This is a genomic window from Bacillus sp. FDAARGOS_235 (genome assembly GCF_002073415.2).
Taxonomy (GTDB): Bacteria; Bacillota; Bacilli; order Bacillales; family Bacillaceae_G; genus Bacillus_A; species Bacillus_A toyonensis.
Genome location: NZ_CP020437.2, coordinates 2860253 through 2883180, shown reverse-complemented (window position 1 = coordinate 2883180; position 22928 = coordinate 2860253). Strand labels below are relative to the sequence as shown.

At 35.8% G+C, this 22928-nt stretch carries 23 protein-coding genes and 2 tRNA genes; all 25 read left to right on the top strand.

The genetic code is table 11. The features are described from left to right. Positions 1 to 157 precede the first annotated feature (157 nt). The 25 genes from rnmV (at position 158) to spoIIE (ending at position 22754) form a co-directional block, all read left to right on the top strand. Positions 158 to 715 (top strand): ribonuclease M5, encoded by a 558-nt coding sequence (gene rnmV, locus A6J74_RS16780; RefSeq protein ID WP_000692838.1) that lies wholly within the window; start codon positions 158 to 160, stop codon positions 713 to 715. After that, positions 712 to 1590 carry a 16S rRNA (adenine(1518)-N(6)/adenine(1519)-N(6))-dimethyltransferase RsmA gene (gene rsmA, locus A6J74_RS16775; protein WP_000651557.1) on the top strand — a complete coding sequence of 293 codons (879 nt, stop codon included), beginning with the start codon at positions 712 to 714 and terminating at the stop codon, positions 1588 to 1590. The genes rnmV and rsmA overlap by 4 nt, the downstream gene beginning before the upstream one ends. Positions 1591 to 1700: 110 nt before the next feature. Next, entirely contained in the window at positions 1701 to 2564 is an 864-nt protein-coding gene (gene yabG / locus A6J74_RS16770; RefSeq protein ID WP_001173740.1) for a sporulation peptidase YabG, read from the top strand. 238 nt (positions 2565 to 2802) lie between these two features. Next, the gene (gene veg, locus A6J74_RS16765) at positions 2803 to 3063 is read left to right on the top strand and encodes a biofilm formation stimulator Veg (protein ID WP_000044348.1); all 261 of its coding nucleotides are present in this window, start codon (positions 2803 to 2805) and stop codon (positions 3061 to 3063) included. 91 nt (positions 3064 to 3154) lie between these two features. Then, positions 3155 to 3334, top strand: coding sequence for an acid-soluble spore protein SspF (sspF, locus tag A6J74_RS16760; RefSeq protein ID WP_001985066.1), 180 nt, complete (start codon positions 3155 to 3157; stop codon positions 3332 to 3334). 197 nt (positions 3335 to 3531) lie between these two features. Continuing rightward, on the top strand, positions 3532 to 4401 hold the full coding sequence (gene ispE, locus A6J74_RS16755; protein WP_000772089.1) for a 4-(cytidine 5'-diphospho)-2-C-methyl-D-erythritol kinase: 870 nt from the start codon (positions 3532 to 3534) through the stop codon (positions 4399 to 4401). Between the two features lie 54 nt (positions 4402 to 4455). Then, entirely contained in the window at positions 4456 to 5304 is an 849-nt protein-coding gene (gene purR / locus A6J74_RS16750; protein WP_000702479.1) for a pur operon repressor, read from the top strand. Between the two features lie 125 nt (positions 5305 to 5429). Then, complete coding sequence (locus tag A6J74_RS16740; RefSeq protein ID WP_000869820.1) at positions 5430 to 5804, top strand: RidA family protein; 375 nt, start codon at positions 5430 to 5432, stop codon at positions 5802 to 5804. Positions 5805 to 5956: 152 nt separating this feature from the next. Then, on the top strand, positions 5957 to 6250 hold the full coding sequence (gene spoVG, locus A6J74_RS16735) for a septation regulator SpoVG (RefSeq protein WP_000454042.1): 294 nt from the start codon (positions 5957 to 5959) through the stop codon (positions 6248 to 6250). A gap of 322 nt (positions 6251 to 6572) precedes the next feature. Next, positions 6573 to 7952, top strand: a complete 1380-nt coding sequence (gene glmU, locus A6J74_RS16730; protein ID WP_000071045.1) for a bifunctional UDP-N-acetylglucosamine diphosphorylase/glucosamine-1-phosphate N-acetyltransferase GlmU — start codon at positions 6573 to 6575, stop codon at positions 7950 to 7952. A gap of 18 nt (positions 7953 to 7970) precedes the next feature. Then, positions 7971 to 8924 (top strand): ribose-phosphate diphosphokinase, encoded by a 954-nt coding sequence (locus tag A6J74_RS16725; protein WP_000107420.1) that lies wholly within the window; start codon positions 7971 to 7973, stop codon positions 8922 to 8924. A 72-nt stretch (positions 8925 to 8996) separates the two neighbouring features. Next, positions 8997 to 9557, top strand: coding sequence for an aminoacyl-tRNA hydrolase (pth, locus tag A6J74_RS16720; RefSeq protein ID WP_079520253.1), 561 nt, complete (start codon positions 8997 to 8999; stop codon positions 9555 to 9557). A gap of 70 nt (positions 9558 to 9627) precedes the next feature. Continuing rightward, positions 9628 to 9852, top strand: a complete 225-nt coding sequence (locus tag A6J74_RS16715) for an anti-sigma-F factor Fin (RefSeq protein ID WP_000399440.1) — start codon at positions 9628 to 9630, stop codon at positions 9850 to 9852. Positions 9853 to 9957: 105 nt separating this feature from the next. Further along, positions 9958 to 13488 (top strand): transcription-repair coupling factor, encoded by a 3531-nt coding sequence (gene mfd / locus A6J74_RS16710; RefSeq protein WP_000579697.1) that lies wholly within the window; start codon positions 9958 to 9960, stop codon positions 13486 to 13488. A gap of 136 nt (positions 13489 to 13624) precedes the next feature. Further along, positions 13625 to 14161, top strand: a complete 537-nt coding sequence (spoVT, locus tag A6J74_RS16705) for a stage V sporulation protein T (protein WP_000648310.1) — start codon at positions 13625 to 13627, stop codon at positions 14159 to 14161. Positions 14162 to 14389: 228 nt separating this feature from the next. Continuing rightward, positions 14390 to 15991, top strand: a complete 1602-nt coding sequence (locus tag A6J74_RS16700; protein ID WP_000387567.1) for a putative polysaccharide biosynthesis protein — start codon at positions 14390 to 14392, stop codon at positions 15989 to 15991. 12 nt (positions 15992 to 16003) lie between these two features. Continuing rightward, positions 16004 to 17464 carry a bifunctional methyltransferase/pyrophosphohydrolase YabN gene (gene yabN / locus A6J74_RS16695; RefSeq protein ID WP_000014270.1) on the top strand — a complete coding sequence of 487 codons (1461 nt, stop codon included), beginning with the start codon at positions 16004 to 16006 and terminating at the stop codon, positions 17462 to 17464. Positions 17465 to 17478: 14 nt separating this feature from the next. Then, a complete protein-coding gene (locus tag A6J74_RS16690) occupies positions 17479 to 17754 on the top strand; it encodes an RNA-binding S4 domain-containing protein (RefSeq protein WP_001234879.1) in 276 nt (91 codons plus the stop codon). Between the two features lie 58 nt (positions 17755 to 17812). Continuing rightward, positions 17813 to 18121, top strand: a complete 309-nt coding sequence (yabP, locus tag A6J74_RS16685) for a sporulation protein YabP (protein WP_001059100.1) — start codon at positions 17813 to 17815, stop codon at positions 18119 to 18121. Beyond that, positions 18118 to 18771: a spore cortex biosynthesis protein YabQ gene (gene yabQ / locus A6J74_RS16680; protein WP_000059779.1), complete on the top strand. Its 654-nt coding sequence runs from the start codon at positions 18118 to 18120 to the stop codon at positions 18769 to 18771. The genes yabP and yabQ overlap by 4 nt, the downstream gene beginning before the upstream one ends. After that, complete coding sequence (gene divIC / locus A6J74_RS16675) at positions 18768 to 19127, top strand: cell division protein DivIC (protein ID WP_001208736.1); 360 nt, start codon at positions 18768 to 18770, stop codon at positions 19125 to 19127. The genes yabQ and divIC overlap by 4 nt, the downstream gene beginning before the upstream one ends. Positions 19128 to 19214: 87 nt before the next feature. Continuing rightward, complete coding sequence (locus A6J74_RS16670; protein ID WP_000021451.1) at positions 19215 to 19700, top strand: S1 domain-containing RNA-binding protein; 486 nt, start codon at positions 19215 to 19217, stop codon at positions 19698 to 19700. Between the two features lie 161 nt (positions 19701 to 19861). Beyond that, positions 19862 to 19935: transfer RNA gene (locus tag A6J74_RS16665), tRNA-Met, on the top strand. A 13-nt stretch (positions 19936 to 19948) separates the two neighbouring features. Continuing rightward, a tRNA-Glu gene (locus A6J74_RS16660) sits at positions 19949 to 20020 on the top strand. Between the two features lie 262 nt (positions 20021 to 20282). After that, a complete protein-coding gene (gene spoIIE / locus A6J74_RS16655; protein WP_001123526.1) occupies positions 20283 to 22754 on the top strand; it encodes a stage II sporulation protein E in 2472 nt (823 codons plus the stop codon). Positions 22755 to 22928 lie beyond the last annotated feature (174 nt).

Sequence of the window (22928 nt, the reverse complement as noted above, 5' to 3'; positions counted from 1 at the left end):
AGAAGATAAGGGGAAATTAGGAAGTGTTACAATAAGGAGAGAGAACAAAGTTTGTACCAGTCTATTTTTTAAAATGTAAGAATGGGGAAAATAATAATGGAAAAGTCGTCATTTTTTTGTTTTACTAAGTAGAGACGAAATGAGTGTGGAGGCAAGCATGAAAATTAAAGAGATTATCGTTGTAGAAGGTAAAGATGATACAGTTGCAATTAAGCGTGCTGTTGATGCGGATACAATTGAAACGAACGGTTCAGCAATCGGTGATCATGTTATTGAGCAAGTTAAATTAGCGCAGCAAAAACGAGGCGTTATTATTTTTACAGATCCGGATTATCCAGGAGAGCGTATTCGAAAAATTATTTCTGACAAGGTACCTGGATGTAAGCATGCTTTCTTACCGAAGGAAGAAGCGCTTGCTAAAAGAAAAAAAGGTGTTGGAATTGAACACGCTTCTAATGAATCGATTCGCCGTGCTTTAGAGAATATACATGAAGAAATGGAAGCTTACACAAGTGAAATTAGTTGGAGTGATCTAGTCGATGCAGGCTTAGTGGGCGGAGAAATGGCAAAGAGTCGCAGAGAAAGAATGGGTAAGCTATTAAAGATTGGTTATACAAATGCAAAACAGTTACATAAACGTTTACAGATGTTTCAAGTTTCAAAAGAGACGTTTGCAGAAGCTTATAAACAAGTAATACAGGAGGAAAAGAAATGAAAGATATCGCAACGCCGAATCGTACGAAAGACATTGTTGAAAAGTATGGATTCTCATTCAAAAAAAGTTTAGGACAAAATTTCTTAATTGATACAAATGTATTAAATCGTATTGTTGATCACGCAGAAATCGGTTCAGAAAGTGGTGCAATTGAGATTGGACCAGGTATCGGTGCGTTAACAGAGCAGTTAGCGAAGCGTGCTAAAAAAGTGGTGGCTTTTGAAATTGATCAAAGATTATTACCAATTTTAGACGAGACGTTAGCTCCATATAGTAACGTTACAGTTATAAATAAAGATGTACTAAAGGCAGATGTACACGAAGTGTTTAGTGAGCAATTTGAAGAAGGACAAGATGTAATGGTAGTAGCTAATTTACCATACTATATTACAACGCCAATTTTATTTAAATTGCTTGAAGAAAAATTACCGGTTCGTGGATTTGTTGTTATGATGCAAAAAGAAGTTGGAGATCGTTTAGCTGCTAAACCTGGAACGAAAGAATATGGTTCTTTATCAATTGCTATTCAGTATTATACAGAGGTAGAAACAGTTATGACTGTACCGCGTACAGTGTTTGTACCACAACCAAATGTTGATTCTGCGATTATCCGTCTTCTAAAGCGTCCGAAACCAGTTGTAGAAGTGACAAATGAGACTTTCTTCTTTGAAGTAGTAAGAGCAAGTTTCGCACAGCGCCGTAAAACTTTAATGAATAATTTATCGAATAATTTAAATGGTTTCCCGAAAGATAAAGAGCTGTTGGATCGAATTTTAACAGAAGTAGGAATTGATCCAAAGCGAAGAGGCGAAACGCTATCTATCGAAGAGTTTGCAACATTAAGTAACGCATTAGTTCTTCATAAGTTATCATAAGGATATGAAAGGGACAGTTCAATTTGAGCTGTCCCTTTTGTCACCTTTCCTTTCCTAAATTCATACTTTAAAAACAGGTAAGATGGCCTAACGAGTTTGGAGGTAGGAGAATGGCTTTACATGTTGGAGAATTAGTGGAACGATATTCTCATAATAGGGATATCCTTTTTCGTATTATAGAAATAAAAGGCGAGATAGCTATATTGTTTGGGGAGGAAATTAGACTTGTGGCAGATGCGCCGCTTGAAGATTTAATTAGTATAGATCAACGAGAACATAAAAAAAGAGTGAAGCGTGAAAAAGAAACAATGGAGCGCACGTACCGTTTATTTCAACAAGATTATGTATTGATGAAACAAAGGCATGAACACACTTCAACTGGTGGATACACAAGTGAAGTGAATTACTTTCAAATGCCAGGACGCGTATTGCATATAGATGGGGACCCTTTGTATTTGCGCAAGTGTTTAGACCTATATAATAAAATTGGTGTTCCTGTACAAGGTGTTCATTGTAAGGAAACAGAGATGCACGAAAAGGTAGTAGACTTAATAGATCATTTCCGCCCAGACATTTTAGTTATTACAGGACACGATGCCTATACAAAATCCAAAGGGGTAAAGGGAGATTTAGCAGCATATAGGCATTCAAGGCATTTTGTACAGGCTGTCCGAGAAGTACGAAAAAAATATCCATCATTGGATCAACTCGTTATTTTTGCTGGGGCGTGTCAATCGCATTTCGAGGCGTTAATTCGAGCGGGTGCTAACTTTGCTAGTTCTCCGTCTAGGATTAACATTCATGCACTAGACCCTGTGTATGTGGTTGGTAAAATTAGCTTCACTTCATTTATGGAGAGAGTAAATGTATGGGATGTTGTACGTAATACGATTACTGGTGAAAAAGGACTGGGTGGAATTGAAACGAGAGGGATTTTACGAACAGGATTACCCTTCCAACATTATGAAGAATAAGCAAGGTACATACGTATCTTGCTTTTTTATGCGTAAGAGAATGAAATGAATTTGGATAAAAAGTGGTAAGAGCGTAAAGACTATACAATGATACTTTTACAATATAGTATTTCTTCTATCTATTCGAACGCATGATGCTTTTATAATGATATAGTCTGTGAATTGCGGTTAATAATTGGGATAGATATATCGTGTTTTAAGTGTTCAATCTAAATTACAGCGAGGTGTAGCAAGGTATATGTCAAAACGTTTAGATGAAATTAAAAGCGAATTAGATCACCATCTTGGACAGCGACTTATGTTAAAGGCGAATAGCGGAAGAAGAAAAACAGTGGAGCAATCAGGTGTACTTGCAGAAACTTATCGTTCTGTGTTTGTTGTACAGTTAGACCAACAAGAAGATGCATTGCAACGTGTATCTTATAGTTATGCAGATGTTTTAACAGAGACGGTAGAGTTAACATTTTATGGTGAACCCCATAATGAAATTATTTTATAACTCATGTGTCGTTACATATATTCCCACAAATGAAAAGTTATATTATTTTGCATACTAATTATACCGTAGCAAAATAAGGGGGGACTCTGCATTGAGTAGACGAAGAGGTGTCATGTCAAACCAGTTTAAAGAAGAGCTAGCAAAAGAGCTGGGCTTTTATGATGTTGTTCAGAAAGAAGGATGGGGCGGAATTCGTGCGAAAGATGCTGGTAATATGGTGAAACGCGCTATAGAAATTGCAGAACAGCAATTAATGAAACAAAACCAGTAGTTGTAAGATTACTTTCTATGCTACGGTAGCCGAGGAGAGATTCCTCGGCTTTTTGTACTCTGAAAGGTGCCATCATTTTACATAAGTAGTTTCATTCTGAATGCTTTTCGTTATAATTAGGGAAGTGTCATCGTCTTACTATAAATTTATGGTAAAATAAACGATAAAAGATTGAGTACATAGAGTGGGTGAATAGATTGAAGCTACTAGTGAAAGCACCAGCAAAGATTAATCTGTCGTTAGATGTACTGGGAAAAAGACAAGACGGATATCATGAAGTGAAAATGATTATGACAACAATTGATTTAGCGGATCGTTTAGAACTAATGGAATTAGCAGAAGACCGTATTGAAATTTTATCCCATAATCGGTATGTCCCAGACGACCAACGAAATTTAGCTTATCAAGCAGCGAAATTATTAAAAGAGAAGTTTAATGTGAAAAAAGGTGTATCTATTACTATTGAAAAAACGATTCCAGTAGCAGCTGGATTAGCAGGTGGAAGTAGTGATGCAGCAGCGACATTACGTGGTCTTAATAAATTATGGAATTTAGGGCTTACAATTGACGAATTAGCAGAGCTTGGCTCAGAAATTGGATCAGATGTATCGTTCTGTGTATATGGAGGGACAGCAATTGCCACTGGAAGAGGAGAGCGAATTGAGCATATAAAAACGCCACCTTCTTGTTGGGTTATTTTAGCGAAGCCACATATTGGTGTATCTACTGCTGACGTGTATGGAAATTTAAAACTAAATCGAGTTACACATCCAAATGTAGATAAAATGGTTGATGTCATCAATGCTGGGGATTACAAAGGGATTTGTGATACTGTTGGTAACGTCTTAGAAGATGTAACATTTAAGATGCATCCCGAAGTTGCTCGTATTAAAGCACAGATGAAACGATTTGGAGCAGATGCTGTATTAATGAGTGGAAGTGGTCCAACTGTATTCGGACTTGTACACCATGATTCGCGAATGCATCGCATTTATAACGGATTAAAAGGATTTTGTGAACAAGTATATGCGGTACGTTTATTAGGAGAGCGAGAAACGCTTGAATAAAGACGTATAATACGTTATGATTTGTTTAGAATATTCGTGATTTGAGGTGGGCGTATGAAAATTAGACGAAGTACAAGATTAGTCGATATGACATATTACTTGTTACAAAACCCTCGTCAGCTAGTTTCTCTCACTTTTTTTGCTGAAAGGTATCAATCGGCTAAATCCTCTATTAGTGAAGATTTAGTTATTATTAAGCAAACGTTTGAACAACAAGGGGTCGGCACATTGCAAACGGTACCAGGAGCAGCAGGAGGAGTGAAATATATACCATATATAAGTGAAGAAGAGGCAGATCTAATTATTGATGAGCTTTGTAGCTTATTTGAAAATCCAGATCGTATTTTGCCTGGCGGTTACTTATACATGACAGATCTTTTAAGTAATCCTCGTCATATTAATGGTGCAGGTCGTTTGTTTGCTTCTGTCTTTGCTAGGCAACCAATCGATGCAGTTATGACGGTAGCAACAAAAGGGATTCCACTTGCTTATGCAGTGGCAAACTACTTAGATGTACCGGTAGTAATTGCGAGGAAAGATAATAAGGTAACAGAAGGTCCAACTGTTAGTATTAACTATGTATCAGGTTCTTCTAAACGAATACAAACAATGACGTTGGCAAAGCGTAGTCTTCCAGAGGGATCAAACGTTTTAATTATTGATGATTTCATGAAAGCTGGCGGAACAATTCAAGGTATGATGAGTATGCTAGAAGAGTTTAAGGCTAATGTTGTTGGTATCGGTGTATTAGTAGAATCCACAGATATCGAAGAACGACTTATTAATAATTTTGTATCATTAATTCGCCTTTCAGAAGTTGATGTGAAAGAAAAATCGATTCAAGTGGAGAAGGGGAATTATTCACTTACACCATTTGATGAAGGACTTGTAGAGGTTGAATAAAAAAGGTAAAGCAAATGGCTTTATCTTTTTTTTATTCTATTTATAAATTATAAAATAGATGGACAAACTGCTTTTCGTGCACTATTTTTAAAGAGTAAAAATAAATAATAAAAGGGTGAAAAAATATGAAAGTTGTTCAAACAAGCAAGGCACCACAAGCAATTGGACCTTATTCACAAGGGATTATTGTAAATAATATGTTTTACAGTTCAGGACAAATTCCATTAACAGCAAGTGGAGAGCTTGTAACGGGAGATGTAACAGTACAAACAGAACAAGTATTTGAAAATTTACAAGCAGTATTAGAAGAAGCAGGTGCTTCATTTGATACGGTAATAAAAACAACAGTATTCTTAAAAGATATGGATGATTTTAATGCTGTTAATGAAGTATACGGTTCTTATTTCTCTACTCATAAACCAGCACGTTCTTGTGTACAGGTAGCAAAATTACCGAAAGATGTTTCAGTTGAAATCGAAGTAATCGCCCTAGTTAAGTAACCTTTTGTAAGCGATAACCTCTACTAATCCTTATATTCAATTGCAATAAAAATTTTTATCTTAAAAATTTTTAAAAAATTAAAGGGAAAATAGAAAATTTGTGGAATTTATACAAATATATCGCTTATTTAGAAAAGGGTGGTGAACACAAGATGGAAGTGACTGACGTAAGATTACGCCGCGTAAACACAGAAGGCCGCATGAGAGCAATTGCCTCTATTACTCTAGACCATGAATTTGTTGTTCATGATATTCGTGTAATTGATGGTAATAATGGATTATTTGTAGCAATGCCAAGTAAACGTACTCCAGATGGAGAATTCCGTGACATTGCACATCCGATTAATTCTAATACACGCTCTAAAATTCAAGATGCGGTTTTAACGGAGTATCATCGTTTAGGCGAGTTAGAAGAGGTTGAGTTTGAAGAAGCAGGTGCTTCGTAAAATTCGAATGAAAAGGCTTTTGAAAGAAAGTCTTATAATTTTGTAGCAAACTCCTGTAAGCATTTACAGGAGTTTGTTTTTTTTTGACTTTATATAATTTATATTTAAAACATTCATCGTTTATTAAAATGAAGAGAAGAAACTACTAATTTTTTCAAAATCATTTTAAATAGTATAGCTTATTTCTTAAAAAAGATACTAAAGAGTAAAACATCTTATAAGAATTATGGTAAAATTTAATAGTTAAAATGTGTTTCTTGAAATATATGATGATTTAGGATAATATCGTTAATGGATAAATAGGTTGCGATGGAGGGTCTATATGTCAAACAGATTTGCAGTGATTCTAGCTGCAGGTAAAGGCACACGTATGAAGTCTAAGCTATACAAAGTGCTGCATCCTGTATGTGGAAAACCTATGGTACAACACGTAGTCGATCAAGTAACTCAATTAGGATTGCAGAAACTTGTAACGGTCGTTGGACATGGTGCTGAAATGGTACAAGAACAGCTAGGAAACGTAAGTGAGTTTGCATTACAAGCAGAACAACTTGGTACAGCGCATGCTGTAGATCAAGCTGCTAGCGTACTTGCAAATGAAGAAGGAACAACTTTAGTTATTTGTGGTGATACACCTTTAATAACTGCTGAAACGATGGAAGCATTACTTCAGCAACACAAAGAAGCAGGAGCAATGGCAACTGTGCTAACAGCATACATAGAAGAGCCTGCTGGATATGGCCGTATCGTTCGTAACGAAAATGGTCATGTTGAAAAGATCGTTGAGCATAAGGATGCAAATGAAAAAGAATTAGCTATTAAAGAAATCAATACAGGTACGTATTGTTTTGATAATAAAGCTTTATTCGCTTCACTTTCTAAAGTTTCAAATGATAACGTACAAGGTGAATATTACCTTCCAGATGTTATTGAGATTTTAAAAAATGAAGGTCATATCGTATCAGCTTATCAAACAGAGCACTTCGATGAAACGTTAGGTGTTAACGACAGAGTCGCTCTATCGCAAGCGGAAATTATTATGAAAAATCGTATCAACCGAAAGAACATGGTAAATGGTGTTACAATTATTGATCCAAGTAACACGTATATTTCTGCTGATGCAATTATCGGTAGTGATACAGTTCTTCATCCAGGAACAATTATTGAGGGAAACACTGTAATTGGTTCTGATTGTGAAATTGGACCGCATACAGTAATTCGCGATAGTGAAATTGGAGATCGTACGACAATTCGTCAATCTACTGTACATGATAGTAAGCTTGGTACAGAAGTATCGGTTGGTCCATTTGCACATATTCGCCCAGATTCAGTTATTGGAGACGAAGTACGCGTTGGAAACTTCGTGGAAATCAAAAAAACTGTTTTTGGTAATAGAAGTAAAGCTTCACACTTAAGTTATATCGGGGATGCACAAGTTGGAGAAGACGTGAATCTTGGTTGTGGTTCAATTACGGTGAACTATGACGGCAAGAATAAATTTAAAACTGTGATTGGTAACGGGGTATTTATTGGATGTAATTCAAATCTTGTTGCTCCTGTAACAGTTGAAGATGGTGCTTATGTGGCAGCAGGCTCTACAATTACAGAGAATGTCCCATCAAAAGCATTATCGGTAGCACGTGCACGTCAAGTTAACAAAGAAGACTATGTTGATCAATTGCTGAATAAGAAAAAATCATAATGTGGAGGGTTAATCTAGATGTCGACTCAATATCTAAATTCTAATTTGAAAGTATTCTCTTTAAACTCTAATAAGGAACTTGCTGAGCAAATCGCAAAGCATATTGGAGTAGGACTAGGAAAATGTTCTGTTGATCGTTTTAGTGATGGAGAAGTTCAAATTAACATTGAAGAAAGTATCCGTGGTTGCGATGTATTCATTATTCAATCTACAAGCTTCCCAGTAAACGAACATATCATGGAATTACTTATTATGATCGATGCATTAAAGCGTGCATCTGCAAAAACAATTAATATTGTTATTCCTTACTATGGTTATGCGCGTCAAGACCGTAAAGCGCGTTCTCGTGAACCAATTACATCGAAACTTGTAGCAAACTTGCTTGAAACAGCAGGTGCAACTCGTGTAATCACTCTAGATTTACATGCTCCACAAATTCAAGGATTCTTTGATATCCCAATCGACCACTTAATGGGTGTACCGATTCTTTCAGATTACTTTGAAACAAAAGGTCTTAAAGACATCGTAATCGTATCACCTGATCATGGTGGTGTAACTCGTGCTAGAAAAATGGCAGATCGCCTAAAAGCGCCAATCGCTATTATTGATAAACGTCGTCCTCGTCCGAATGTATCAGAGGTAATGAACATTATCGGTAACATCGAAGGCAAAACAGCAATTTTAATTGATGACATCATTGATACAGCTGGTACAATTACATTAGCAGCAAACGCTCTTGTTGAGAACGGTGCTTCTGAGGTATATGCTTGCTGTACACACCCAGTATTATCTGGCCCAGCAATTGAACGTATTCAAAATTCGAATATTAAAGAGTTAGTTGTAACGAACTCTATCGTATTACCAGAAGAAAAGAAAATCGACAAAGTACATGAACTTTCAGTTGCTCCATTAATTGGAGAAGCAATCATTCGTGTATACGAAGAAGAATCTGTAAGTGTATTATTCAATTAATTGGATAGAATGAGACGTAACCAAGCTTGGTTACGTCTTTTCGTATCGAAAAAAGAAAGTAGTGGTACAAGAATGAAATTGATAGTAGGACTTGGGAACCCAGGTAGAGAATATGAATTAACAAGGCATAATATTGGATTTATGGCAATTGATGAACTTGCAAAGCGTTGGAACATTTCTTTGAATGAACAGAAGTTTAAAGGAGTATTTGGTGCAGGATTTGTTAATGGAGAAAAAGTAATCTTATTAAAGCCACTTACATATATGAATTTATCTGGGGAAAGTATTCGTCCACTTATGGATTACTATAAAATTGATGTTGATGATTTCGTTGTTATGTATGATGATTTAGATATCCCGGTAGGTAAATTACGCCTTCGTATGAAAGGGAGTGCCGGTGGACATAATGGCGTGAAATCAACAATTTCGCATTTAGGAACGCAAGAGTTTCAACGTATCCGTATGGGAATTGATCGCCCGAAAAATGGGATGAAGGTAGTAGATTACGTATTAGGACGTTTTACATCCGAAGAGATTCCTGATGTCAATCATTCCATTGAAAAAGCAGCGGATGCATGTGAAGAGTGGTTAAATAAGCCTTTTCTCCAAATCATGAATACTTTCAACAGTTAAGGTTATGATTGGGAATATTTTATTTTATTTTTACCCATACTAGTAGTAACTGGATATTTAGGAGGCTAGTATGGAAGGGTATTATTATTGTAGGCATTGCGGGAGTAATGTAGGCTCCGTTACCGCAGAAAAAGTATATAGCGACGTTTTATTTCAACTAACAGAGCAAGAGGTAGTAGAGATGATTCATTTTCATGAGAATGGAAATATATATATAAAAACGATTTGTGAATTGTGCCAAGAAACGCTCGCATCTTATCCTGAGTATTATGAATATGAAAAATTTCTACAATAAAATGTTGTCGCTTTGGCATGTCCAAAGCATTTTTCTGTTTTCTTTTTCCAAAATATTTGCATAAAATATGGTGACTTGCTCTTTATGTTGAGAGGAGTTTTGATAATGATAGGTTTATTAGAGCAATTTTATAAAAATGAAGAAATACAATCGGTTATTAATGGGTTAGAAGATGGTTTAAAAGAACAACTTATATCAGGTATGGCAACATCTTCTCGTTCATTATTAATGGCAGCTTTATATAAAAAAACAAAGAAATCGCAACTTATTGTCACACACAATCTATATCAAGCACAAAAGGTACATGAAGATTTAGTGGCATTACTTGGTGAAAAAGATGTATGGCTGTACCCAGTAAACGAATTAATTGCATCAGAAATCGGTGTTGCAAGTCCAGAATTAAAAGCGCAACGCATTGAGGTGCTAAATCGTTTAGCGGCAGGAGAGAATGGGGTTATTGTAGCGCCAGTCGCAGGATTACGTAGATTTTTACCGATAAAAGAATTATGGAAGCAAAAGCAAATTGAAATTAATCTAGGGCAAGAGATTGATTTAGAGGCGCTCTTGCATACATTACATCATATTGGCTACGAACGTAAGTCGATGGTAGAAGCTCCGGGGGAGTTCAGTTTGCGCGGGGGCATATTAGATATTTACCCATTAACTGAAGAATTACCATTCCGTATTGAATTCTTCGATACAGAAGTCGATTCTATTCGATTATTTGATGTGGATGAACAGCGTTCTCAAGATAAAAAGGAAAGTGTTAAGTTTGGTCCGGCAACAGAGTTTTTATTTTCACAGGAAGAATTGAAATCGGGAATTAAGCATCTTGAAGAAGGTTTGACTAAGACGATGCAAAAACTTTCCGATGACAAATTAAAGACTGCAGTGCTTGAGACAGTAAGTCATGAAATTGAAATGTTGAAAAATGGCCAAAGTATAGAACAGATGTTTAAATATTTATCTATTTTCTATAAAGAACCTGCTAGTCTGATAGATTATTTACCAGAAGATGGTGTTGTAATTTTAGATGAAATCTCTCGTATTCAAGAAACAGCATCACATCTTGAAACGGAAGAAGCGGAATGGTATATATCACTTCTTGGTGAAGGAACAATAATTCAGGATTTATCTTTCTCCCACTCATTTGAGGGATTTCTTCATCATAAAAAAAGAAGTTTTGTATATTTAACGTTATTCTTACGCCATATAGCACATACGCATCCGCAAAACATTGTGAATGTGACATGTAAAACAATGCAAGATTTCCATGGGCAGATGCAGTTATTAAAAACTGAAATTGATAGATGGAATGAAGGGCACTTTACGACTGTTGTGCTTGGAACAGATGATGAACGTGTAAAAAAACTACAACATATTTTAAGTGATTATGATATTGAAGCGGATATTGTAGAGGGCACAGATATTTTATTGCCTGGAAGGTTACAGATTGCTGTAGGTGATTTACATGCAGGATTTGAAATGCCAATGCAAAAGCTCGTTGTCATTACTGAAAAGGAGCTTTTTCATAAGAAAGTTAAAAAATCACAACGTAAGCAAAAGTTATCTAATGCTGAGCGTATTAAAAGTTATTCGGAATTAAAAGTTGGAGATTATGTAGTTCATGTAAATCATGGTATAGGTAAATTTTTAGGTATTGAGACATTAGAGATTAATGGTGTTCATAAAGATTATTTAAATATTAAATATCAAGGTAACGATAAGCTATATGTTCCAATTGAACAAATCGATCAAGTGCAAAAATATGTGGGTTCTGAAGGTAAGGATCCGAAAGTTTATAAATTAGGCGGGAACGATTGGAAGAAGGTCAAAACGAAGGTTGAAAAATCTGTACAAGACATTGCAGATGACCTAATTAAATTATACGCTGAGCGCGAAGCTTCAAAAGGCTATGCATATACACCAGATACGGCAGAACAACAAGAATTTGAATCTTCCTTCCCGTATCAAGAGACAGATGACCAATTACGTTCTATTGAAGAAATTAAGAAAGATATGGAACGCGGACGTCCGATGGATAGGCTTCTTTGTGGTGATGTAGGATATGGAAAGACCGAAGTAGCTATTCGTGCAGCATTTAAAGCAATCATGGATGAAAAACAAGTTGCGATTTTAGTACCGACAACAATTCTGGCACAACAACACTATGAAACAATTCGAGAGCGTTTTCAAGATTACCCGATTAATATAGGGTTACTAAGTAGATTCCGCACGCGGAAACAACAAAACGAAACGCTTAAGGGGTTAAAAGATGGCACAGTAGATATTGTAATCGGAACGCATCGTATTTTATCTAAAGATGTTACTTATAAAGATTTAGGACTTCTTATTATTGATGAAGAACAAAGATTTGGTGTGACGCATAAAGAAAAAATTAAACAATTAAAAGCAAATGTTGATGTGTTAACCCTAACGGCAACGCCAATTCCACGTACACTTCACATGTCTATGCTTGGTGTGCGTGACTTATCTGTCATTGAAACGCCACCAGAAAATCGTTTCCCAGTCCAAACGTATGTGGTGGAATATAATCCAGCGTTAATGAGAGAAGCGATAGAGCGAGAGCTTGCAAGAGGTGGGCAAATTTACTTCTTATATAACCGCGTAGAGGATATCGAAAGAAAAGCAGATGAAATTTCGATGCTAGTTCCAGACGCTCGTGTAACATACGCACATGGGAAAATGAACGAAAGTGAATTAGAGTCTGTTATGCTATCGTTTTTAGAGGGACAGCATGATGTTCTTGTAAGTACAACAATTATTGAAACAGGTGTAGATATCCCGAACGTTAATACGTTAATTGTATTTGATGCAGATCGTATGGGACTATCGCAGTTGTATCAGCTTCGTGGGCGTGTTGGGCGTTCTAATCGCGTTGCATATGCATACTTTGCATACAAACGTGATAAAGTGCTATCAGAAGTTGCAGAGAGACGTCTACAAGCAATTAAAGAGTTCACAGAGCTTGGATCTGGTTTCAAAATTGCGATGAGAGATTTATCAATTCGTGGTGCGGGTAACTTGTTAGGGGCAGAACAACACGGGTTTATTGATTCTGTCGGATTTGATCTATATTCTCAAATGTTAAAAGATGCAATTGAACAGCGCAGAGGAACCGATGGAGTTGAAAATACAGTTAATGTTGAAATTGATTTAGAAGTAGATGCGTATTTACCAGATGCTTATATTTCAGATAGTAAACAAAAGATTATGATGTATAAACAATTTAGAGGTGTTTCTACAATTGAGGATATTGAAGAATTACAGGAAGAGATGATCGATAGATTTGGTGATTACCCACAAGAAGTTGGTTATTTATTACAAATTGCAAATATTAAAGTATTGGCAATGAAAGAACAAATCGAATTAATTAAGCAAAATAAATTTGAAGTAACAATTCTGTTCTCAGAACAAGCAAGCCAAAATATTGATGGTGGAAAATTATTCATGCTTGGAAATAGTTTTGGGCGTATGATCGGTCTTGGAATGGAAGGATCACAATTGAAAATCGTTATGAAAACGAATGGATTAGAGACATCGAAGTGGTTAACAATTGCTGAAAATTTATTAAAAGGCTTACCAGATGTAAAAAAAGAAGTAATAAATGCCTAATATTAGATAAAAAAATACAATTCGACGTGCATAGAAGAACTAATGTGTAAAATACTATGTCTAACAGTTGGTGATTTTTACATGAACAGGTAAATTCACCACTTTGATCATCAGTAGAAAGTGAGGCAGCATTAGAATGAAAGCAACTGGAATCGTACGTCGAATTGATGATTTAGGCAGGGTAGTAATCCCGAAGGAAATTCGTAGAACTTTACGTATTCGAGAAGGAGACCCACTAGAAATATTTGTTGATCGCGATGGAGAAGTAATTTTGAAGAAATATTCTCCGATTAGTGAATTAGGGGATTTTGCAAAAGAATATACGGAAGCTTTATACGATAGCTTAGGACATAATGTGCTTGTATGTGATCGTGATTCTATTATCGCAGTAGCAGGCATATCTAAAAAAGAATACTTAAATAAAAGTGTTGGCGATTTAATTGAGAAGACAATGGAAGAGCGTAAGTCTGTAATTATGACGGACGAAAGCGAAATTTCAATTATTGATGGAGTAACAGAAAAAGTTAGCTCCTATACAATTGGCCCGATTGTTGCGAATGGGGATCCAATTGGAGCTGTTATTATCTTCTCTAAAGAGGCTATTATAAGTGAAGTAGAGCATAAGTCAGTAAATACAGCAGCGAGCTTCTTAGCGAAGCAAATGGAGCAGTAAAGATATATAATTTTAGAAGTTGCAATCTTTCCTAATTATGATATTTCTTTTGAAAAATCAATTATTTGGAGATATAGGTATATTGAATGAAGGTAGCGCTTTGCTACCTTTTTTCGTTGAACATTTTTAGTTTTGTAAAAACTCTTTATTACTCGTGGGTGTAAGGGAGCCTGTTTTTTCTTTGTGATATAATACGAAAGGTGAGAATAGAAAAAGGAGTTTTCTTGTATGGAAGCGAAGAAGTATCAAGCCTTTTGGCGTGGGGCTATTATATTAACGATCGCAAGTTTTATTACAAAAGTATTAAGCGCTTTTTACCGTATTCCATATCAAAACATAGCGGGAGATGTTGGTTTTTATATTTACCAACAAATTTATCCGTTTTATGGATTTTGTTTAATTTTAGCTACTTATGGATTCCCTATTATAATTTCAAAAATGGTTGCAGAAAGATTAGAAAGAGGAAAACAAAAAGAAGCAGAAGAAATAATTTGTGTATCTTTTTGGTTTTTATTAGGAATTGGCTTTATAGGGTTTTTCACATTGTTCTTTGGTGCCGAAACGATTGCATCGGCTATGGGTGATGTACACTTATATAAGTTATTACGTGTTATTTCATTTTCATTCATATTAATGCCATTCTTATCCGTAGCGAGAGGATATTTTCAAGGATTTAATAATATGATGCCGACGGCTGTTTCACAAGTAATTGAACAAACGATTCGTGTATCTATTATTGTCTTTTTATCACTATTCCTTATTGCTCACGGATTTGATCTATATACAGTCGGTGCAGGTGCTATGTTAGGTTCGATTGCAGGCGGGCTTATTGGGATTATCGTACTTTTACTTTATATGCGTCATGATTTTCGCGCCATTTTCTTTAAAAGCTTGAAGAGAGTTGGGGGAAAAAGAAGAATTGTTAAAATCCTTTTTTGGCAAGGAATAGCTATTTGTGTTAGTAATTTAGTCCTTATTTTTATACAAATGGCAGATTCGGTTTCCTTCTATACTTTACTCATTGGGGCAGGGGAACAGGCTGAAAGTGCAAAGGTACTAAAAGGTGTTTATGACAGAAGTATCCCTCTCATGCAATTAGGTACTGTCGTGACAACGTCTTTCTCATTGTCACTTATTCCGATTATTACAGCGGCAAAGGAAAGAGGAGATCTTGCTTTTATTCAAGAAAAGGTAAAGTTAGCGATGAAAATAACACTTGTTATTGGATTTGCAGCAGCCATCGGATTAACTTGCATTATTCAGCCTACAAATATTATGTTATTTGAGAATAGTGATGGGTCAGATGTGTTATCGATTTTATCTTTATCTATTTTATTTAGTTCATTGTCAATTACAACTGCTTCTATTTTACAAGGGCTGGGACAAACATTAAAACCAGCAATATTCGTTGTATTTGGAGGTTGTTTGAAGTTAGTTTTAAACTATATGTTAATGCCGCATTTTGGAGTTAAAGGAGCTGCGATTGCAACTTTAATTGCGCTTGTTGTAATTGCCTTGTTAAATAGTGTATTACTTATGCAATCTGTATCGGGGTCGCTTATTAATAAGCAGAAGATGTTCGGTATAGTTATTAGTGGTATCAGTATGGGATTTGTATTAATAATGTTTATTCGTGTGTTACAAATGTCTGGGTTGGTAATTGATGGGAATCATAGAGGAATCGCGACATTTGAAGCGTTGTTAGGTGTAGCCATTGGCGGATTGACATACATGTTTTTAATTTTAAAATTACGTGTATTTACAAAAGAAGAATTAGGATCCGTTATGAAAAAAGAGAAAAAAGAAGGTTCATTGAAGAAGAGTGGATAGAGGTGACAGGTTGTGAGTGGAATCATTACTATTTTAGGATTAGGTGCTGGTGAATTAGATCAGCTGACGATGGGCGTATACCGAAAGATAAAAGTAGCAGACCATATGTTTGTTAGAACGAAGGAGCACCCGGTTATAGAAGAGTTGGAGAAAGAAGGTATAAAATATACGGCTTTCGACAATATATATGAAGCGCATGATACATTTGAAATTGTATATGAAACAATTGCGAATACATTGCTAGAACAAGCTGAAGGTGCAGAAATTATTTATGCTGTTCCAGGTCATCCGCTAGTAGCAGAAAGAACAGTTCAGCTACTTTTAGAAAAAGGAGAAGTAGCAAATGTTGAAGTGCGAATTGAAGGTGGACAAAGTTTCCTTGATCCAATGTTCGCAAGTTTAAAAATCGATCCGATTGAAGGATTCCAATTAATTGATGCTACATCATTTGAAAGAGGGCAATTAGAATTACGTCAACATTTAATCTTTTGCCAAGTGTATGATGCGTTCGTTGCTTCAGATGTGAAGTTAACATTAATGGAAATATTGCCAGATGATTATGAAGTGTATATCGTAACAGCTGCAGGAACTTCGTTTGAACAAGTCAAAAAGGTACCGTTGTACATGTTAGATCATGAAACAGAATTGAATAATTTAACGAGTGTGTATGTACCACCAGTTCAGGAACGTGCAGCCTTGTATCAACAGTTTGATGTACTGAGAGAAATTATTGCAGACCTTCGTGGACCGAATGGTTGTCCGTGGGATAAAAAGCAAACACATCAATCTTTAAAGAAGTATTTAATTGAGGAAGCTTATGAAGTATTGGAAGCAATTGATGAAGAGGACGATGATCACTTAGTAGAAGAGCTAGGTGATATATTATTACAAGTCATGCTTCATGCCCAAATTGGAGAGGATGAAGGTTGGTTCTCCATCGATGATATTATTCGAACTTTATCGGAGAAAATGGTTCGTCGTCATCCACATGTGTTTGGAAATACAGATGTAAATAATGCTGAAGAAGTGATTGCGAATTGGGAAGAAATTAAAAAACAAGAAAAGGGATTCGTAAAAGAATCTGTTTTAACTGGAATTCCAAAAAGTTTGCCGCAATTAATGCGTGCCTATGAAATTCAGAAGAAAGCTGGAAAGGTTGGATTTGATTGGGTTGATGTACAGCCAATGATAGAGAAAGCCCTAGAAGAATGGCAAGAATTCCAGCAAGAAGTTATAAATATGGATGAGGAAAAGATGCTAGGTGAATTTGGCGATTTACTATTTGCATTTGTTAACATAGCTCGTCATTATAAATTAGATCCAGAAGAAGCATTACGTTCAACTAATGAGAAATTTATGGGGCGTTTTTTATACATGGAAGCAAAAGTAGCTGAAATGAATAAAGAAATGCAAGATCTGTCATTAGAACAGTTGGATGTTTTATGGGAAGAGGCAAAGCAAACAGAGCGTTAATAGGGGGATTTGATATGCGTCTAGATAAATTTTTGAAAGTGTCACGTTTAATTAAAAGAAGAACATTAGCAAAAGAAGTATCTGATCAAGGAAGAATATCTATCAATGGTCAAGTCGCAAAAGCGAGTTCAGATGTGAAAGTGGCTGATGAATTAACAATTCGTTTCGGTCAAAAAATAGTAACGGTGAAAGTAAATGAATTGAAAGAAACAACAAAAAAAGAAGATGCAGCAAATATGTATAGCCTAGTTCGCGAAGAAAAAGTAAAAGCAGAAGAGGGCTTGTTCTAAAATATGCTATCCCTTCATACATTACTATTAGCTAGTATAAAGCTATGGGGGGATTTTCGTGAATAATGGTTACTCACCTATGTCTTCTAATCAACAAAATGTTTCTGTAGAGCATGATATTATTATGCGTGGTAGGCGTGTGATCGATATTACTGGTGTAAAACAAGTAGAGAGTTTTGATAGCGAAGAATTTTTACTCGAGACTGTGATGGGTTTTTTAACAATTCGTGGACAAAACTTGCAAATGAAGAATTTAGATGTGGAAAAAGGTGTTGTATCGATTAAAGGCAAGATTCATGAGATGTTGTATATTGATGAGAATCAAGGGGAGAAAACTAAAGGCTTCTTTAGTAAGTTGTTTAAATGAGTCTAACAATTCAGTTGTATACAATGCTTTCGATGATCGGAATGGGTGCTTGGATTGGAGCATCATTAGATACATACCAACGTTTTTTAAAGCGTCAGGAACGTAAACGTTGGCTTGTATTTATACATGATATACTATTTTGGGTTGTCCAAGCATTATTCGTTTTTTATGTATTACTTCTCGTAAATGAAGCTGAACTACGTATATATGTATTTTTGGCATTATTATGTGGTTTTGCGGCATATCAAAGCTTATTGAAAGCACTATACATGAGGTTGTTAAATTTTCTCATCTATATTTTTGTGCAAACAACACATTTTTTTGTTCGAATTATACAGCTACTCATGATAAAACCTGTTATTATTATAGCGCAGCTATTTATTGCATTTATATTATTCTTATTTCGTATACTGCTTTCAATTGGACATGTGTTATGGAAAATGGTGATTTGGATATTACTTTTCATATGGAAAGTTTTTTTCTGGCCTGTTCGATTTATTGCTTTGCTCATATGGAAACTTCTCCCTAATCGTGTTAAACTTTTTATAATGAAACATGTAGGGTTCCTGCAATATATAGCAAAATTGAAGGGACACATCTTCCAACTATGGGAGCGTATAAAAAAGAAGTTAGGGGGACCTCGGAAATGAGGGAACTGAGACAAAGAACAATCGAAAAACAGAGTCCAAATCCTGTTAAAGAGCATATAATACAAACGGATGAGAACAGGAAGCGACTTTATCGCCGTTTAGCGGTTTTTCTTGTCTTTGCTTTTACAATTATTGCGAGTATTAGTGTAACTTTTTATCAACAAAACAGTTCCATTAAAGCAAAAGAAGCAAAAGTTAAGGACATGAAAAAAGAACTAGATTCATTAACGAATAAAGAAAAAAGTCTAAAAGACGAAGTTCAAAAGTTAAATGATGAAGAGTACGTATTAAAGATTGCTAGAAGGGATTATTTCTTCTCCGGAAAAGGGGAGATAATTTTTCCTGTTTCTAAGTAAAGTATGTCTTATTGACACTATATTTTAGGATTATATATAATAAAGTAAAATTTGACTTTTTAATCACTAAGGAGGAGCATTTTTTTTATGTCAATCGAGGTAGGCAGCAAGTTACAGGGTAAAGTAACAGGTATTACAAATTTTGGGGCTTTTGTGGAGCTGCCAGAAGGCTTAACGGGTCTTGTTCATATTAGTGAAGTTGCTGATAATTATGTGAAAGATATTAACGATCACTTAAAAGTGGGCGACCAAGTAGAAGTAAAAGTTATTAATGTTGAAAAAGATGGGAAAATTGGTCTATCTATTAAAAAAGCGAAAGAACGTGAAAAAACAGAAGGAGATCGTCCACGCGGTGAATACCAACGCGGTGGTGATCAACAACGTTCTGGACGTCCACAACGTAATAATCGCTCTTTCAACAGAGATAATCGCGGTGGCGGTAACGACCGAGCTCCAAAAGAAACATTTGAGCAAAAGATGGCACGCTTCTTAAAGGATAGCGAAGATCGTTTAACTTCTTTAAAGCGTAACACAGAGTCTAAACGTGGTGGCCGTGGCGCACGTCGCGGATAATAAGAACGTTTAGTTTTTAACATATAGAGAGGTACCCAGAGTGATGGCTCAGGGTGCTTTTTTATATGCGAAAATATATTTTTTAAAAAAGTTTTTGAGATGTGTTGACTTTAAATGATATCTGATGTAAGATACTAATTGTCCGTTAAATAAGACGACATGGCGGTGTAGCTCAGCTGGCTAGAGCGTACGGTTCATACCCGTGAGGTCGGGGGTTCGATCCCCTCCGCCGCTATATTTAATTTAACGGCCCGTTGGTCAAGTGGTTAAGACACCGCCCTTTCACGGCGGTAACACGGGTTCGAATCCCGTACGGGTCATCTAAAAAGATCATGCAAACTTGCATGATCTTTTTTTGTTAAATAAAAAAGTAAGACATACAATACTTCTACAAAATCACCTTAAATTTTCTGAATCTTCAATATAATAAAGGGAGATAAATTACATACTATGTATATATGTAGAGTTATTTCGAATAAAAAGTCGAACGATTATAAAAGTGAAAACTGTTGTTTTGACAAAAATCCCAATAAGCATCTTTTATAATGACAGTAATTAAACTATGCAGGTGGTGTTAAAAATATGCCTAAAGCAGGAAGGAATACTATGAATACAAGTGCATTGGCAATAAATGAAAGTCAGCTTGGAGGAATAAAGTGGACGAGTAAGTTGCGAATGAAGTTTGAACAAGTTTTCTTTAGATGGGGATTTATTATTGTTGTTATTGGTTTTCTTTTGGGAAGAGCGTATATATTAACAAACATTTTACCGTTTGCATTACCGTTTTTCGCTGCCGTTTATGTTATGAAGCGAGATAAAATGCCGCTCGCATTCCTAGCTTTAATGGGAGGAGCACTTTCAGTTTCGATAGATAATTTATTTTTTACTTTCGCGTCTATCTTTACTTTCTTCATTTATAATATCTTCTTTAGTCGGTTTACACGTAAAACTGTTGGACTTGTACCATTCCAAGTATTTATCTCCGCATTAACCGCACATTTAGTTGTTGTATATTTTGCACAGCAAACTATCACCATGTACGATTTGCTCGTTAGCACGATTGAAGCGGGGCTTAGTTTCGTATTAACGATGATATTTTTACAAAGTGTTCCGCTCTTAGTAGAAAGGAAAGGGAAACAACAAGCATTAGAGACAGAAGAAATTGTTTGTTTAATTATATTACTAGCATCTGTTTTAACAGGTACGACGGATTGGTTTGTATATGACGCTTCTATTCAACATATTTTCACTAGATATTTAGTGTTAGTATTTGCCTTCATCGCCGGCGCTGCTACAGGATCCACAGTTGGGGTTGTCACCGGCTTAATATTAAGTTTAGCGAATGTGTCCAGTTTGTCTCAGCTTAGCCTTCTTGCTTTTTCTGGATTGCTTGGAGGGTTATTGAAAGAAGGGAAGCGTCTAGGCGTTAGTTTAGGTTTGTTAATTGGGACAAGCTTAATTACATTATATGTAGATAAGCAAACGAACATTGTAACAACTTTAATTGAATCAGGTGTGGCAATTGTTTTCTTTTTATTAACACCGAAACTTGTTCTGGATCGCATTGCTAAATTTATGCCGGGAACACAAGAGCATTCACAAGATCAACAACAATATTTAAGAAGAATGCGCGATGTTACAGCGAACAAAATTAATCAATTTGCAAATGTGTTTGCGGCTTTATCTAATAGCTTTTCTGTATATGGTTATGTGGAGGAGGAAGATAAAGAAACAGAGGCAGATTTATTTTTAAGTACAATTACTGCGAAAACATGTCAAACGTGCTTTAAAAAGGATCAATGCTGGGTGGTTAATTTTGACAAAACGTATGATTATATGAAACAAATAATGAGTGAAACGGAAGAAGGAACACTGCAGCATAATCGGAAGTTAGTTCGTGAATGGGACAAGCATTGTGTGAGAGGTAAGAAAGTAACAGATTTAGTAGCCGGTGAATTAGATCACTTTTATGAGGGACAAAAATTACGAAAACAAATGAAAGAAAATCGCAGAATAGTAGCGGAGCAATTATTAGGCGTATCAAAAGTTATGGAGGATTTCGCACAGGAAATACAAAGAGAGCGAGAAAATCATCAAGTACAGGAAGAACAAATTTTGCAAGCGTTTCGTGATTTTGGCGTCGAAGTGGAGCATGTTGATATTTATTGTTTAGATAGAGGGAGCATTGATATTGAGATGTTAATTCCGGCTGCATCTAATGAGCATGGTGAGTGCGAAAAATTAGTTGCGCCGATGCTTTCGGATATTCTAAAAGAAAATATTGTCGTTAAACATGAAGAAAAGTCTTCTTATCCAAATGGTCACAGTTTAATATCATTTGGTTCAGCAAAGACGTATTCTCTTGATACGGGATTGGCTACAGCTGCAAAAGGCGGTGGGTTTGTTTCGGGGGATTCTTATGCGATGATGGATTTGAGTGTGGGTAAATATGCACTTGCGATTAGTGACGGTATGGGAAATGGGCAACGAGCTCATATGGAGAGTAAGGAAACGGTAAAATTATTACAAAAGATACTTCAATCAGGTATTGATGAGGAAATAGCAATTAAATCGATCAATTCAATTCTTTCTTTAAGAACGACAGAAGAGATGTTTACAACACTGGATTTGGCGATGGTAGATTTACGGGATGCGAATGCGAAATTTTTAAAGATCGGATCGACGCCGAGTTTTGTTAAACGCGCAAATAATATTTTGAAAATTGAAGCAAGTAATTTGCCAATGGGGATCATTGAAGATGTTGAGGTTGATGTAGTGGGTGAGCAATTAAAAACGGGCGATATTCTTATTATGATGAGCGATGGTATTTTTGAAGGAGCGCAGCATGTGGAGAACCATGAATTATGGATGAAACGAAAAATTAAGGAACTGCAAACCGAGGACCCGCAAGAAATTGCTGATATCATTATGGAAGAAGTGATTCGTTCTTGTGATGGTTATATAAATGACGATATGACAATTGTTGTGGCGAAAGTAAAGAAGAATATGCCGAAGTGGGCTACGATTCCAATTGTAGGAATGCAGGCGCAATAAAGTAAAACTTTAATCAGTGGGGGGTTCTCCATCCCCGCAGATAAAAAGCCCGTACCAATCGGGCTTTTTATCTGCTATTGATTCATATAGTCTATTCTGAAAAACCTAGGCGAATTCCTAGGTTTTTTTGCTTTAAAAGGTAATGTTATTATTTTTTTGAATATGTGCGGAGGA

Bases quoted from the DNA above. Each gene is read 5' to 3' on its own strand.
- rnmV (WP_000692838.1), top strand. From the start codon at position 158: ATGAAAATTAAAGAGATTATCGTTGTAGAAGGTAAAGATGATACAGTT.
- rsmA (WP_000651557.1), top strand. From the start codon at position 712: ATGAAAGATATCGCAACGCCGAATCGTACGAAAGACATTGTTGAAAAG.
- yabG (WP_001173740.1), top strand. From the start codon at position 1,701: ATGGCTTTACATGTTGGAGAATTAGTGGAACGATATTCTCATAATAGG.
- veg (WP_000044348.1), top strand. From the start codon at position 2,803: ATGTCAAAACGTTTAGATGAAATTAAAAGCGAATTAGATCACCATCTT.
- purR (WP_000702479.1), top strand. From the start codon at position 4,456: ATGAAAATTAGACGAAGTACAAGATTAGTCGATATGACATATTACTTG.
- A6J74_RS16740 (WP_000869820.1), top strand. From the start codon at position 5,430: ATGAAAGTTGTTCAAACAAGCAAGGCACCACAAGCAATTGGACCTTAT.
- spoVG (WP_000454042.1), top strand. From the start codon at position 5,957: ATGGAAGTGACTGACGTAAGATTACGCCGCGTAAACACAGAAGGCCGC.
- glmU (WP_000071045.1), top strand. From the start codon at position 6,573: ATGTCAAACAGATTTGCAGTGATTCTAGCTGCAGGTAAAGGCACACGT.
- A6J74_RS16725 (WP_000107420.1), top strand. From the start codon at position 7,971: ATGTCGACTCAATATCTAAATTCTAATTTGAAAGTATTCTCTTTAAAC.
- pth (WP_079520253.1), top strand. From the start codon at position 8,997: ATGAAATTGATAGTAGGACTTGGGAACCCAGGTAGAGAATATGAATTA.
- A6J74_RS16715 (WP_000399440.1), top strand. From the start codon at position 9,628: ATGGAAGGGTATTATTATTGTAGGCATTGCGGGAGTAATGTAGGCTCC.
- mfd (WP_000579697.1), top strand. From the start codon at position 9,958: ATGATAGGTTTATTAGAGCAATTTTATAAAAATGAAGAAATACAATCG.
- spoVT (WP_000648310.1), top strand. From the start codon at position 13,625: ATGAAAGCAACTGGAATCGTACGTCGAATTGATGATTTAGGCAGGGTA.
- A6J74_RS16700 (WP_000387567.1), top strand. From the start codon at position 14,390: ATGGAAGCGAAGAAGTATCAAGCCTTTTGGCGTGGGGCTATTATATTA.
- A6J74_RS16690 (WP_001234879.1), top strand. From the start codon at position 17,479: ATGCGTCTAGATAAATTTTTGAAAGTGTCACGTTTAATTAAAAGAAGA.
- yabQ (WP_000059779.1), top strand. From the start codon at position 18,118: ATGAGTCTAACAATTCAGTTGTATACAATGCTTTCGATGATCGGAATG.
- divIC (WP_001208736.1), top strand. From the start codon at position 18,768: ATGAGGGAACTGAGACAAAGAACAATCGAAAAACAGAGTCCAAATCCT.
- A6J74_RS16670 (WP_000021451.1), top strand. From the start codon at position 19,215: ATGTCAATCGAGGTAGGCAGCAAGTTACAGGGTAAAGTAACAGGTATT.
- spoIIE (WP_001123526.1), top strand. From the start codon at position 20,283: ATGCCTAAAGCAGGAAGGAATACTATGAATACAAGTGCATTGGCAATA.